This is a genomic window from Candidatus Thiothrix sulfatifontis (assembly GCA_022828425.1).
Lineage (GTDB): Bacteria > Pseudomonadota > Gammaproteobacteria > Thiotrichales > Thiotrichaceae > Thiothrix > Thiothrix sulfatifontis.
In genome coordinates this window covers 161,924-175,457 of the sequence record CP094685.1, presented here as the reverse complement: position 1 = coordinate 175,457, position 13,534 = coordinate 161,924, and the positions used below count along the sequence as shown (strand labels likewise).

Here is a 13,534-nt window from a genome sequence, read left to right as displayed (position 1 = left end):
CCACCGGCTAATAAGGAGTGAACCATGCGGGATTCAACATTACGCATCATGATTGTCGATGATCACCCGGTCGTGCGCGAAGGCTTTGCAGCGGTGCTGCGCGAAGCCGGTATTCAGGTGGTGGGCATGGCTGGTAATGGGCAGGAAGCGTTGACGCTGGCGGCGGAATTGCTGCCGGAGATGGTGTTGATGGATATTCGTATGCCGGTGATGGATGGTTTAGCCGCCACCCAAGCACTCAAACAGCAATTTCCCACGCTAAAAATCTTAATGTTGACGATGGAAGATTCACCGGAATACGCTCGCCAAGCGATGCACGCGGGAGCGGCGGGGTATTTGGTCAAACACAGTAATGCCGATCAGTTGTTGCGTACTATTGAGGCGGTACGTTGCGGTTTGTTTGTGTTTCCGCCCATGCTTGCAGCACCCCAACCGAAAACGGTGCCACTGACGCAGCGCGAAATTGAAGTGCTCCAGTGGGTGGCAAAAGGCAAACAAAGCGGGGAAATTGCCCGTATTCTCGCCATTGAAACCCGCACGGTTGAAACCCACCGTCAAAATATCCGCGATAAATTGGGGTTACGTTCGGTCGCGGAACTCACCCGTTATGCATGGGAGCACGATTTATTGTAATACCCATAAGTCTGCATAAGATTTACTGCTTATGCGCTACACTCGTGTGCAAATTAACGTGTTAGCCTGCGAGTGGGAAGTGGTGTGTGCATGAAGTGGATCAAGCGAGTCAGTCTGGGGATGCTGCTCAGCAGCGCAATGTGGAGCAGTGTCAGTGCAACCGAAGCAACGGCTAAAACACCGTTGATTTTTGGTTTTAGCACCGATGCCGCCCCGATCAGTTACTTGTCGAGTGAAGGCCGAGGTAACGAGGTTAAGGGTTTTTGCAGTCATTTTCTGGCATTTTTGCGGGCTGAACAGTATGACATCCCGCCTGAAAATTTGCGCCCTTTGGCAGAGCCGAGCAAGCGCTTTGAAAACTTTGCCGGAGCTTTAACCCAGAAGCAAATCGGTATTCAATGCGGCCCCTCTTCACGCACGACCACGCGCATAGAGGAACAGCGTGCGTTTAATGGGGAGTTTTCAGAGCCTTTTTTTATTGCGCGAACCCGCTTGTTGATCAGGCGTGATAAAATTAACGCTTTGCATGAAAACCCTGCTCAACTCACTATTGGCGTGCTTAAAGGTTCTGATAATTCGCCGGTTACGAATGAATCTGCTATTCGGAGTTTTTTCCCCTCCGCGACGATTAATAATACGTTTTCTGAACGGGGTAAGGCGATTACAAGTTTGTTATCCACTGAGCCAAATTCAATAGATGCTTATGCCGGTGATGATGTTGTGTTATTCGATATACTTAATAAAGAAGTGCGGGAGGGGGGCAAGTTTGAGCAGTACAGTATTGAATCGCCGCCACAGGGTTATTCCCGCGAAGAGTATTCTATTGTCATTTATAACGCACCTAGGCATACCAAAGATGCTCCCTCGTTATTGAAAGAAAAAATTGACTTCTGGATTCAAAGCGATAAAGCCAAACAAGCTGTTATTCAAGCTTTAACAGAGAAAAATATTCCGGTGGAACGTGTGCTATTCGACGCCGATCATTTTAAAGCAGCGGAGCAATTGGCAGAGCTTAGCTTGGTAAAACAGGATGTGTTAAGTGATGCGTTGAAGGTTTTGTTACTGGCTGAGCCGGTTTCTGCGCCAAGACTGTTGATTTATGGTCTGTTGCTTATGGCGATTTTAGGGGGGCTAATACCTGTGTATTTGTTGATGAGAAAGCCAGCTAAGGCAGTGTCAGCAACGTCGGGGGATACGCCGCTTCAGCGTTTACAGGCAGAAAAACAAATTGTTGCGGAGCAGTTAAAGCAGTTGTCGATGGATTTGCATGATAATGTTAAACAAGATTTGGTCGGAGCCAAAACCTATACAGAATTGGCTATCAATAATGTCATCAAAAATCCAGAAGCCTGTTCCGATTATTTGCAAAAGCTCTTGGCAGTGGTTAAAACCAGTATCGACGATGTGCGTGAAATCTCGCACGTTATTGATAAATGCGCTAATGGCGAAACCACCCATCAAGACAAACTACACCGTATTTTAGAGGATTTTCAGGCAAAAGCTGAATTAAACGCGATTACCGTAATCCGAGACGTGCAAATAAATTTATGCACCTTGCCAGAATCCGTTGCCGATACCGTGTTCATTATTGCCAGAGAAGCGCTGCATAATATCGAAAAATACGCGGTGGGTGTTACCCGTGTGTTAGTTCAGCTTGATAAAGAACCGAATGCCATACAGTTGATTGTTAAAGATGACGGCAAGGGTTTAGAGGCCGAGCAGTTAAAAAATGCTCAAGGCAAAGGCATTAAAAATATGCGCGAGCGTACTGAGCGCTTGGGCGGACAATTTTTTATTGATGGCAAAATGGGGGTAACTATTCGTGTGCTTATTCCCGTTACGTTGTGACTTCTGCGTAGTTCTACGTAGATCTTCCGGTATTTCTACGCGGGTTGGTTGCGTATAAAAACCGGGTAATTCCGGTATTTATCGCAATATTTTCAATTGCTTACTTTTGAGACTCTAGGTGTGTTCCAGCAAGTGCTGGGGCAATCACACAGAGCAAGGAGTAAGCATGATGACGATTACCCGCACCCTATTGTTCGCACTGTTGTGCAGCAGCCTGTTGAGCGCTGGCGCCAGCGCGGATGTGACTACCCGCAGTATCGGCGCTCCCCATCCCACTAACCCGCGACCAGAGAATTGCAGCCAAAATGGGGCGAATCCTGCGGCCTGCGGTGCTGCGGCTGTCTTGGTGAGTGAGCCTGCGTTGGTATTGGCGGTGGTCGCCAGCACCGAGACCGAAATGGTCAGTACTTTGGTGCCAACCCGCTAATATTGCCTGCATTTTTTATTTTTATAATGGGCAAAAAATTCTTGTGAAACAACGCTTAAAAATGTAAGTAACATCCATCGGGCGATTATGGCTAACCCCTTTTTACCTTTTAGGACGTATACCCCATGCATAACGACATTACTTCGATGGCATACGACCAACAGTTATTCGAGCGTTTTTGCAAAAAAGACCCGCGAGCCGGAATCGAAATGCTCAACGCCTATGGTAAGCGTTTATTGCACTATATCCGCCGCAGTTGCATCTACAATGATGTTGAGAGTGCTGAAGATTGTGTGCAAAACACTTGGCTAAAATTGCTGAAGTCCTGCGGTAAAGCGTTGCCTGATGCGGGTTTATGGGCAATGTTATGCACAATGGCAAAAAGTCAGGCGCTGGATGATCACCGCAAACAGGAGCGTAAAAAACGCGCACCTGAACAAGCCGTGTTGAGTCTGACGCAGGCTGACGACAGCGAATTGGTGCTAAGGGATCACAACCCGAACCCGGAGGAGTGGTTAATGTTATTGGAAGAGGCGCTGGTTAATAAGACGAAGCTGGCGATTTTCAAACAAGCGTTCGCGGCTTTGCCCGACAAGCAACAGCAAGCCTTGAATTTACAACTCACGGAAGGCTTGTCGATTAAGGCCATCGCCGCGCGGATGCAAGAGAAACACGAAACCGTGCGCTCCCATTTGCGTTATGCCAAAGAAAAATTGAAACGTGCGTTATAAGTCTTGAATACAACCGGGGAACGACACGATGGAGACACTAAGCAATGCAACATGATACGCCCGCTGAACAACCTGATGATGATGCTACGCGTATTGATCCGCGTCTGAAAGCGCTGTACCAAGCCGCGTTGCTGGATGAGGATTTCCAGCAACAGGTCAGCGCGAACTTGAAACAATTGCCCGATACCGACAGTGCGGTGACTTCCACGTCAGCTTTTGTGCAGGATGAAACGCTTTCACCCGCGATGCGCGAGCGCTTGCAGGCATTGATGGATGCATGGTCGGAGGGCAGCGTTACGCCATGTGCCCCCAAAATGTCTTGGTGGCGGCGGTGGTGGCGTCCTGAAGGTTGGACGTTATTGGCACTACCTGCACCCGGTTTTAGTTTGCCCGTCACGCTGATGGCGGGCCTGGCATTCGGCATGTTGCTGATGCCGCTGTTACGCCAAAGCGCGCCACCGGAATTGCATTTACGCCAGTCACCGGCAGCCGCTGATCCGTTAGCGGTGTGTGTTACCAATGCAGCAGTACGCAGTGACCCGGAGCAATATTGGCAAGCTATCCAGGCGTGTGAAGCGCAATTGAATCGCGTCAAGCAAGCGTTTCGCCGTGACTTTCCTAATTATCAACCGCCGTCACCGTAAAGGCTGAATGCGCCCCAGTAAAAAGGATGGTTGTACGCCTCACTCTCCAATAGCGTTTGCATGGCGTGTTGTAAGGCTTGGGCGCGTTGCTGCGGTTGCTGTTGGAGTTGGTCAAATACTGCGCCTAGCCACTGTTCGGTGGTGGCGGAATCAATATCCCAATGCGAAGCAAGGACGCTACGCGCCCCGGCGGTGAAAAAGGCTTTGACCAAGGCCGACATGCCGTCGTTGAGATCGGTGGGTTTACCCGTGCTGCACGCTGACAATAATACCCAGTCGGCTTTGAGCTGCAAGTTGGCGATCTCACTGGCGGTTAATTGTCCGTCGGCTTGCGCGGTGGGGGCGAGTTCTAGCCGTGCTTCGGCATTTTCCAAGCGTGACGGCGTGTACGCGTGAGTCGCCAAACTAATGACTCTGAACTGTTGTAATTCGCCGCTGTTGCTGAGTTGTTGCAGGGCTTGTTCCGTCGCGGCTTTTCCGGTCAGGACAAATTGGGATTCCCCGCCTAAACGTTGGCGTTGGTGTTCTAATTCTTCCGCAGCACCGGGTAAGGGCTGCTGTTGATGCTGGGGTTGAGCATATTGTGGCGCTCCAATCCCCAAAAAAGCGTGACGCGCATCCGTTTGCGGGGCGGCGGGCAATGTGCGCAAGTTGGCCAGTGCCTGTACCGAGGGTAAGTACGCAAACGTATACGCCTGCATTAGCCAATGGGCATCACGGTAAGCCTCTGCTGGCGCGGACTTGATGACCAGTAAAGGCAGCGGTAAGCGTTGTAATTCATCATCCGTGACCGCAATGATGTGTTTGACGCCGTGCAAATCGGGTATCGCTGGGGCGAATAGCGTTTGATAAAGCTGTTCGGCTTGCGCCATGGCAAAGGGGCTAGGCGGCTGGGCGGTTTCGCTGACGTCATACATGGGGCGCAATACTTGTGCCAGGCTTTCACTGAAATGGGCTGGCAATGCTAAACGGTGCAAGCGCGGGGCTGTTTTGGAGCGAACCACCAATAAATAAGCGACTTGCTGGTGATTGATGGCATCGTGGTCGATCACCCAAGTCATCAGCGCTTCATGGTCACGCAGATGCGTTTGTGCGTCGCTCAAACTTAAAGCGTTCGGATTCAGCAGTTGACGGTATGCCGGAAATTCACGGCGTAACTGACTGTCTTGGGCGAGCAGTGTTTGTTGTTGGGTGTTAATGGCAGCCGCAAGTTGTTCGGCAGCCGGTGTGCCCAATTGCGCGGCGTGTTGTGCTTCCAAGTGCGTTAGGGTTTGCTGGGTTTGCCATAAATCTTGGATGGCTTGGGCTTGTGCAGGGTTGCTGGCACTCCAGCGCAATACAGTTTGGTGCAAGTTCTGCATTCGTTGCAAACCGTGCAAATGTTGCAACGCCCAGAAAGCGTCTGCCAACTCCGGGGCTTGTGCCGGTGACACGGGGCTTTGCGTGGCGACGTGCAATTGCAGACGCGCGAAACGTTGCACATCCTGTTGCATGGTGGCACTCAAAAAGGCGGTGCCGTTGGGCAAGTAAGCGCTTTTGGGGGAGCGATAGGTCGGGGCAGCTATATCCAATAAGCGTTTGGTTTCGGCAATGTCACCGGCTTGCAAAGCCAGCTCTGCCAAGCGGGTGCTGACTTGCGCAATATCTTGTTCACGGTTGGGGCTGGGCGGTTGCTGTTGGTAAAGGCTCAGGCTGGCGTTGTAATACTGTTTGGCTTTGGCATCATCACCGTGCGCATGGGCATTTTGCCCAAGATTGTAACGGTTGATGGCATAGTCGGTACTGGTGTTAGGGAGTAGGGCGGCACTTTCTTCTAGGTAATGCGCGGCGGTTGGATACTGACGTTGTTCGCGGTAAACCTTACTGAGGTTATTGAAAACAATGGCTTTTTGCGCGGGCGGAATTTGCGGATAATCAAGGTGTTGCAGGGCTTGCAAGTAATACGTTTGTGCTTGCGACCAATTGCTTTGTTGTGCATGAAAATCCCCCAAGTGTGTCAGGGCTTCAAAATGCCGTGCCGTGCCTTGCAACAGGGTGGCTGCTTGTTTGAATTTGTCTTCGACTTGCTCAAGGTGTTGATTCCATTCCATATACAGTCTGGCTAGATTGCTGAGGGCGATTCCCGTATCGACGGGAGCCGCAGGGGATGCTTTGCTGGCAATCGTATAACTGTCGGTGAAATCCTGCTTAGCGCGGGCGTAATCCAGACGGCATTGGTGGTAAAATTTGCCGCGTTTGCTTAGAAATTTGGCGTAATCCAGTGTCTCTGGTTGCACCGCCGCTGATAGCAACGGTTCGGCTTGGCAATCGAAGGTATTAGCGTGCGCATTGCTTACATTGATTAGGTTAAATAAAAAGCACCACAGTGTGGCAGTCAGCAAAGACGACATTCGCAACATGAATCAGTCTTGGGCAGTGGAGATGGTGGAAAATTAACACGATTAACCCGCCACCTTCTAGTTCTATATTCCAAATTCTACGCTGACATCAGTATCGGCTTCTAATGCAGTGGCGATCTCATCACCCAGTGCGGATTGATTGTTGTGTTCTGCTCCAATAAACGCGTCGATATTCCCACGTATACTAAGAGCGGTAGTTTGTGCGGCATAACGTGCTAGACGTATTTTAATCGCGGGATAAGCTAAACCTAGGGTAATTAACAGCAGCAAGGCATTACCAATATACAGCCCCCACACATCGGTGATGGTCATGTTTGAGTGGAAATATGCCTTGGTGTTGGTGTTTGCTGAATTGCTGGTTTTTAGTATCACATTGCTATAAACGTAATTGCGTAACCGCACTCGCGCATAAGCTTGTAAATACGAGCCGGTGATCATGAGCAGCGTATAAAGCGTAATGCTGGTGAACCCAATCAACCAAAAAATATCAAGATTATTCGGAGGCATTGCGTTATTCATCGCGAATAAGCCTCCGATAATCATAGTGCCAAGCATAAAGATCAATAACGCAATGATCCCCACCAATACACTAATGACCAACACTTTCAAGTAAATCACGTAGACGTCACCGGCGGCGAGAAATGATTGAAATGTCGCTTGACCATAACGGTGTTGGTCTAATCGGTAACGGTTATACAACGTCTGCCAATAGGGAAAGAACAGTGTGGTACTCAAGTATGCACTGCTGGTCAGTAGCAATAACCTCACTAACATCTCTTGTAATGCGTTTAACTGTGTTATTTCAGGTGTGACTAGAAACGCCGAGTCGCTGTTCCAATCCGGCATACTGCCAGTCAACATAACGTTTAACACCGTAACGCCCAACACCGCTAAAGCGGGTAACAGCAACAGCAGCCAATACGCTCCGCCGAGATCGCCGTCAAACTTAAAGCGTATATTGCGGTAGCTGCTGACACCGGCATTAAATTGCAAACTGCGCCACATTGCCCACGGTAATACCACCACGCCTATTATCAGTATGATGTACATGCCTGCTGGAAAAAACTGCGCTGACAGTAAATAAATACCCAGCATCAGGAGAACGAGGATGCGCCCCGGCAAAATTTGCAGTGGGGTGGCGTGATACTCGAAGTTTGCCCCATCCAGCCAAGTGTTTCCGTAAAAATAGCGTTTGGTGCGTACCGTGGCCCACGCCGAGTAAATCCCTAGCGTGAGAATGGTGAGGAGCGTATTAACGATCCAAATTTTGAAATATTCACCGCTAGAGCCGGTAAACGTAAAGCTGAGTTTGTTTTCCATCGTGGACATTCGCGCTGCACTCCTGAACATTAATGACGTTTCTGATGCCAAGAGGTACGTCGATAGCGCGGCAAGCGGGTTAAGCCGATGGATAAATTTGATGATACTTTAGTGAAATAAGCCACATTGAAGGGCATCGAATATAAACTAGGGCGTATTAGACACAAACCTTACAAGTTGGAGTATTGGCATGGCAACACTTAAGGATAGGCTGTTTCTTCCCCTGCAAGGCGGTGGGGTATCCATTTTAGGAATGTTGACGGCCTATCTGCACTGGGAGTGGTTTCTCTATAACCCAGTGGATGCTGCGTTAGGCATCGGTGTGCTGTTGGTGACCACAGGGTTGTTTTGGTTGTATGCCCATTCACGTGAGGAAGAAGATCCCGTCAAGCGTGCCAAGTTACGGCACTGGTTGGCATTGGCGGGGCTGGTGTTGGGAATGGCATGGTTGTTTTATTTGTTGTTGATGCCCACGCGTTTCCCCAATGCATTTGAGCCACGCACCACGGTTAGACTGGTGGGGTCGTCGACTTTGGGGGAATATTTGATCCCGCAATATTTACAAGCGTTATTGGCGCGGAATAATCCGGTGCGCGTTACCACTTCGGTGACGGCTATTGGTACGTCTGGCGGGGAAAGTATCCAGATTGATGCTGATTTTACCGGCGTACCCTTGGAAAATCGCCCTGACCCAGTATTCAAAGAATTGGATGCGGTGCGCTTTATTGTGGATGCGGTCGGTTCCGGCAAAGGCCGTGAGGCATGGGAAACCGGGTATGCCGATATTGCGATGATTTCCGGTAGCCATGAATTACAGGGGCTGAACGGGCAACTCAAGCCGCCGCGTGTGGTTAAAATCGGGCGAGATGCGCTGACGATCATCGTGAACCGCAGCAATCCGCTGAGTGCTTTGCCCTACAACGATTTGCAGAATATTTTCAACGGGCAGGCAGCGGCGCAATGGCATGTATTTACCCGCGAAAAATCGGGGACTACCCAAGATTTAAGCAGCTATTTGCAATTGTCGAAGGGTATTCAAGGCAGCAAAGTGGCATCCAATGTGGAAATGATTAATGCCGTTGCCCGCGATCCACAAGCGATTGGGTATGCGAGTGTTTCCTTTTTAAGTCGCAACCCCAATGTGAAAGCGATTGGAATTGAGCGTGCGGGGCAGGCTTATGCTGCGCCTTCACGTGACAGTATTTTGCAAGGATTAACCGACCCGGAAACTGTGCGTTCTGTTTACTTGTACGGTTCGAGCACGGTGGGGGCTGATGCCTCTTTGAATAACCGGATTGCGAATTTCTTATTGGACAGCATTGAAGCCAGCGAATGGCAAGATTTTGTGACCGCAACGGGCTTCTTGGCTACGTCGGATAATTGCCCGGTTAATCAGGTTTGCGGGCGAGTGATTGCGAAAAATTTTCAAGGGATTGCGCCCACTTATCAGCAGTATCAGAGCAAGACACCAGCGTATAATATTCCGTTTGCTTCAGGGGGCGACGCGCCTGATGACGTTCAGTTAGCGGCATTGGATGCATGGGTGCAGCGGTTGTCAGCGGAAGAGCGCGGCAAAGGGCTAATCGTATTTGGGCACAGTGATCGTTCTGGTAATGCCTTGTATAACCGAGGCTTGTCCATTGCGCGGGCAGAATGGGTGCAGCGCTTGCTGGAAGATAAATACCAGATGAAAGTTCAGTATATCGCAGGCTTAGGGTCTGAATACCCGCAGCCACAGGGCGAAAGTCGGCGGGTAGAGGTCTTTTTGCAGCCTTGAGACGTGAGAAAATGTTTTTCATTTTATCACGTCAAGCTTTGAGCGATGCCATGTCAATCACGAAGCGGTATTTCACCTCGCTCTTCAACATGCGCTCGTAAGCTGCATTGATTTCTTGAATCTGAATGACTTCGATGTCGGACGTAATGCCGTGTTCGCCGCAGAAATCCAGCATTTCCTGCGTTTCGGCAATGCCACCGATGAGTGAACCCGCCACGGATTTACGCCCCAATACCAGCGGCGCCGAATTCAGGAAAGGTTCTAGCGGCCCCAGATAGCCGACCAAAACCAAGGTGCCGCTGATCGCCAGCGTCGGCACATACGGGTTAATGTCGTGGATATACGGCACAGTGTCGATGATCAAATCAAAACGTCCGGTGACCGCTGCCATCTGGCTGTCATCCGTGGAAAGCACGATGTTATCCGCTCCCAAACGGCGGGCGTCTTGCTCCTTGTCCGCTGAACGGGTGAACAACGTGACTTCAGCCCCTAATGCTTTGGCGAGTTTTAAGCCCATGTGACCCAGACCGCCCAAGCCGATAACCGCTACTTTGCTGCCTTTACCAACGTTCCAGTGGCGCAGTGGCGAGTAAGTGGTAATGCCCGCACACAGTAACGGTGCCGCACCTGCCAAATCCAAACCATCCGGCACTTTGAGCACGAACTTGTCGGAAACGACGATCTTTTCCGAATAGCCGCCGTAAGTGGGCGTGTGATCGTGCCGGTCAATACTGTTATAGGTCAGCGTTGGGAATTCCGCGCAATACTGTTCCAGCCCGTGATGGCAAGGTTCGCAATGCTGACAGGAATCGACCATGCAACCGACCCCCACCGAGTCGCCCGCTTGGAAGCGGGTGACAGATGAGCCGACACTGAGGACGCGCCCAATGATTTCGTGACCAGGCACCACGGGGTAAACGCTGTTCGCCCAGTCATTACGGGCTTGATGCAAATCGGAGTGACAGACCCCGCAAAACAGGATTTCGATCACCACATCGTCAGCACGCGGTTCGCGCCGTTCCAACTGATACGGGGCTAAGTTGTCGTGAGCGGACTGGGCGGCGTAAGCAAGAATAGGTGTGTTCATTTATTAATTCCTAATTTAGGTTCAATGCGTTTTGTACTGGAGTTGGGCTAATTGCTGGCGGCTGGCTGGTAATAAATGACCGTCGCATCCGAATAATTCGGCACATCGTCGTAAGTGAATACCGCATAATACTTAGCCACATCTTTGCTACCAAACGTATCGAAGGTGTAATTATCTGCCCCGCCATACAGTTTATCGCCATCGTGCGGCGAACGCGGTTCACGGAATACGTTGCGAATAATCCGCACCCCGCGAAAATCATCGTGCAAGGGGTTATCCCAGAGCAATTTCAATTGCCCATTTTCCTCCACAACGCGCAAGTTGGTAACTTTGGGGACAGGCTGGCGGCGTTTCTGCAAATATTGAATCACCAATTGCGGTGCTTTGCTTTTGTCTTTGGTGTGCCATTCGACCAAGTTTTCCTGTTTGAGCGGGCGTGAGGTGGTGGGGCGTATCCAGAAATACACTTTCTCACGGCGTTTGCGGGCTTCGTTGAGGTGCAACAAGCTGAAGGTGGCAAACTTGAGCAGGCAGGTTTGTTCCGCCGCTAAGGTACGGGTGCTAATGTCGTAATCAATGCGTTCCAATTCGGTGAATTGGCAGCGGTCAGTCGCATCAGTGGGAAGCCCTGCGGCGGGTGGTTGAATCAGTTCAATGTGCAGGCGCACATTCTCGCTGGCGTTGGCTTCTTGCACCGTGAGTTCTAACCAAGCATGGGTAATGACGGTGTGGTCGTAATTCGGCAATGACGATAAGTTGAGTTCAAAATACCCCAGTAGGGCTTGTTCACCCGCGCGGTAGCCGCACAGTAAACGGTTTTCTAAGTGTTCGGTGGTATGCGTGGGGGCGCTGGTGAAAATGTTTTCAGGGTAAATGCGGACTTGTTGCGGCTCCAGCGTGTAGGTGATTTCCATTTTGGGGCGGTATTGGATGCCAGAACCGAACTGCCCGTAGCCGATGTCCCATTGCATCATTTGTGAACGTCGCCCAATGCGCAGGTCAGTCGGCCCTTCCATGCGCAGCAATAATTGCCCTTCGCGGATTTGGCTGGTCAAGACTTTGCATTCGTATTCGCTTAAATACCAGTCGATCCAAATGCCTTGCGTCAAGTGTTCCGCGTCCACGGGTCGCCCCACGTAAGTGAGAATGTCCAAATCGCGCACGCTGGCGTAGTCGTAAAGGGTATCCACTTCTTCGGGCATACAGGCGATGCCGACGTTCCATTGTCCGTAACGTTCAATGGTGGTGGATACGCGATCCATCGGGTAGATCGACAGTTTGACCGCTGTAATAATGGCATTGCTGGGCAAGGTATCCAGCGCAAACGTGATGACGGAATAGCAAATGCCTTTGGTTTCATCAATGCCGCTAAACAACGAGTTCACGCCAAAATGGGCGCGGTTTTTATCCGAATGTTCGGCAACGTAACCCGTGGTATTTTTCAGGCAAAAATACGTGCGTTGGAACTCGTGATCACTCAACAACGTTTGCAATTGAATACGCGGTGGAAACGGCGAGCGCAATTTGCTTGCCCGATCCACGGCTCTGACGTTGTAGTAGTAATCGGTGGCACTGCGCACGGTATTGTCCACATAGCTGGTGGTGTGGGTGCGCCCGATCAGGGTATTGTCGTTGCAATGCTGTTTGTCTTTGAAAGCACGGTAGACTTCAAAATACGTGCCTTCACTGGTGGCATAATCCCACGTCAAGCTGACCGAGGCCGCAGACACTTGCGCAATTTGGAAGTTGCGGATGCGTTCGTGCAGCGGGTTGCTGGGAGCGTAATTGGGTGCGGTTTGCATGGCGCGTAGCAATGCCGGAAACTGTTCGCGCAAATGTTCCTGCATATCATCCAAATAATCGGAGATATTGCGTGACCCGACCTCGACCACCGCCGACAAAATCCCGCGCGAATAACAGTATTCACGCGCACTGCCACCGACCAATTTGGCGGGCGGTTTGCCTTGATGGATGCCGTAGGAGCGATTGCTCACTTTGTGGATTTCATACGCCATATTCGCGCACAGATTGTTGAGATCGGTGGTTTCCCAACTGTCTTCGTGCAAGAAATTGTGCGCCGGAAAAAACACATTGCCCTGCGAGTGGTAATCCAAATACAGGGTAATATTGGTATGGGAATCAATGAACGCTTTGAGGATACGGGTTTCTGGCTCACTGAGTGGTTCAGGCCCGGAATACACATTGGAGGTGCAATCCTCTACCTTCCTGAAGCCATGCGGAAAATTACGGTTGAGATCCACCCCAAAACTGCCGTCGTCATTCACACGTTTGTTTTTGCGCCAAAACGAAAAGTGGTTGCGCGAAAATTCCAAGCCATCGGGGTTCATGCAGGGAATCATGTACAGCGTGGCGCGTTGCAGCGCGTATTGGATCGTGGGGTCGTAGTCCACATTATCGAGGATGTGTTGCAAAAAACCGATTGCCAATTCATGCCCAACCCATTCACGGGCGTGCATACTGCCGGTGTAGAGCAGTGCTGGGCGTTGGTCGGCGGCGGCTAGATTGTCGCTGATGGTCAGGGCGATCAAGTCGCGCCCCTCCCAGGTCTTACCGAGCGTCTCCAGCTTGACTAACTGCGGATGAGCGCTGGCACACGCCGCAAAAAAATCCAGAGAACACTGGTAAGAATGGTAAAGGTTTTTCACAA

10 protein-coding genes are annotated in these 13,534 nt (G+C 50.7%); 6 read left to right on the top strand and 4 right to left on the bottom strand.

Annotation, left to right across the window (positions count from 1 at the left end; genetic code table 11):
- Nucleotides 1-24: 24 nt before the first annotated feature.
- From L3K52_00920 to L3K52_00900, 5 genes are all read left to right on the top strand, one after another.
- Nucleotides 25-633 carry a response regulator transcription factor gene (locus L3K52_00920; protein UOG92312.1) on the top strand — a complete coding sequence of 203 codons (609 nt, stop codon included), beginning with the start codon at nucleotides 25-27 and terminating at the stop codon, nucleotides 631-633.
- A 90-nt stretch (nucleotides 634-723) separates the two neighbouring features.
- On the top strand, nucleotides 724-2,481 hold the full coding sequence (locus L3K52_00915) for a histidine kinase (GenBank protein ID UOG92311.1): 1,758 nt from the start codon (nucleotides 724-726) through the stop codon (nucleotides 2,479-2,481).
- A gap of 166 nt (nucleotides 2,482-2,647) precedes the next feature.
- On the top strand, nucleotides 2,648-2,908 hold the full coding sequence (locus L3K52_00910) for a hypothetical protein (protein UOG92310.1): 261 nt from the start codon (nucleotides 2,648-2,650) through the stop codon (nucleotides 2,906-2,908).
- Nucleotides 2,909-3,033: 125 nt separating this feature from the next.
- Complete coding sequence (locus L3K52_00905; GenBank protein UOG92309.1) at nucleotides 3,034-3,639, top strand: sigma-70 family RNA polymerase sigma factor; 606 nt, start codon at nucleotides 3,034-3,036, stop codon at nucleotides 3,637-3,639.
- A gap of 44 nt (nucleotides 3,640-3,683) precedes the next feature.
- Nucleotides 3,684-4,283 (top strand): hypothetical protein, encoded by a 600-nt coding sequence (locus tag L3K52_00900; protein ID UOG92308.1) that lies wholly within the window; start codon nucleotides 3,684-3,686, stop codon nucleotides 4,281-4,283.
- Here L3K52_00900 and L3K52_00895 read toward each other — a convergent pair.
- Nucleotides 4,265-6,682, bottom strand: a complete 2,418-nt coding sequence (locus L3K52_00895; protein UOG92307.1) for a CHAT domain-containing protein — start codon at nucleotides 6,680-6,682, stop codon at nucleotides 4,265-4,267. The two genes, L3K52_00900 and L3K52_00895, sit on opposite strands and share 19 nt — an antisense overlap.
- 63 nt (nucleotides 6,683-6,745) lie before the next feature.
- Entirely contained in the window at nucleotides 6,746-8,011 is a 1,266-nt protein-coding gene (locus L3K52_00890) for a DUF898 domain-containing protein (protein UOG92306.1), read from the bottom strand.
- A 181-nt stretch (nucleotides 8,012-8,192) separates the two neighbouring features.
- Here L3K52_00890 and L3K52_00885 point away from each other — a divergent pair, with 181 nt between their 5' ends.
- Nucleotides 8,193-9,779 carry a substrate-binding domain-containing protein gene (locus L3K52_00885; GenBank protein UOG92305.1) on the top strand — a complete coding sequence of 529 codons (1,587 nt, stop codon included), beginning with the start codon at nucleotides 8,193-8,195 and terminating at the stop codon, nucleotides 9,777-9,779.
- A gap of 31 nt (nucleotides 9,780-9,810) precedes the next feature.
- Here L3K52_00885 and L3K52_00880 read toward each other — a convergent pair whose 3' ends face one another.
- Nucleotides 9,811-10,866 carry an NAD(P)-dependent alcohol dehydrogenase gene (locus tag L3K52_00880; protein UOG92304.1) on the bottom strand — a complete coding sequence of 352 codons (1,056 nt, stop codon included), beginning with the start codon at nucleotides 10,864-10,866 and terminating at the stop codon, nucleotides 9,811-9,813.
- 47 nt (nucleotides 10,867-10,913) lie between these two features.
- On the bottom strand, nucleotides 10,914-13,532 hold the full coding sequence (locus L3K52_00875; GenBank protein ID UOG92303.1) for a peptidase: 2,619 nt from the start codon (nucleotides 13,530-13,532) through the stop codon (nucleotides 10,914-10,916).
- Nucleotides 13,533-13,534 lie beyond the last annotated feature (2 nt).

Excerpts from the sequence above, each read along its gene's own strand:
- L3K52_00920 (UOG92312.1), top strand. The coding sequence starts at position 25 with ATGCGGGATTCAACATTACGCATCATGATTGTCGATGATCACCCGGTC.
- L3K52_00915 (UOG92311.1), top strand. The coding sequence starts at position 724 with ATGAAGTGGATCAAGCGAGTCAGTCTGGGGATGCTGCTCAGCAGCGCA.
- L3K52_00910 (UOG92310.1), top strand. The coding sequence starts at position 2,648 with ATGATGACGATTACCCGCACCCTATTGTTCGCACTGTTGTGCAGCAGC.
- L3K52_00905 (UOG92309.1), top strand. The coding sequence starts at position 3,034 with ATGCATAACGACATTACTTCGATGGCATACGACCAACAGTTATTCGAG.
- L3K52_00900 (UOG92308.1), top strand. The coding sequence starts at position 3,684 with ATGCAACATGATACGCCCGCTGAACAACCTGATGATGATGCTACGCGT.
- L3K52_00895 (UOG92307.1), bottom strand. The coding sequence starts at position 6,682 with ATGTTGCGAATGTCGTCTTTGCTGACTGCCACACTGTGGTGCTTTTTA.
- L3K52_00890 (UOG92306.1), bottom strand. The coding sequence starts at position 8,011 with ATGTCCACGATGGAAAACAAACTCAGCTTTACGTTTACCGGCTCTAGC.
- L3K52_00885 (UOG92305.1), top strand. The coding sequence starts at position 8,193 with ATGGCAACACTTAAGGATAGGCTGTTTCTTCCCCTGCAAGGCGGTGGG.
- L3K52_00880 (UOG92304.1), bottom strand. The coding sequence starts at position 10,866 with ATGAACACACCTATTCTTGCTTACGCCGCCCAGTCCGCTCACGACAAC.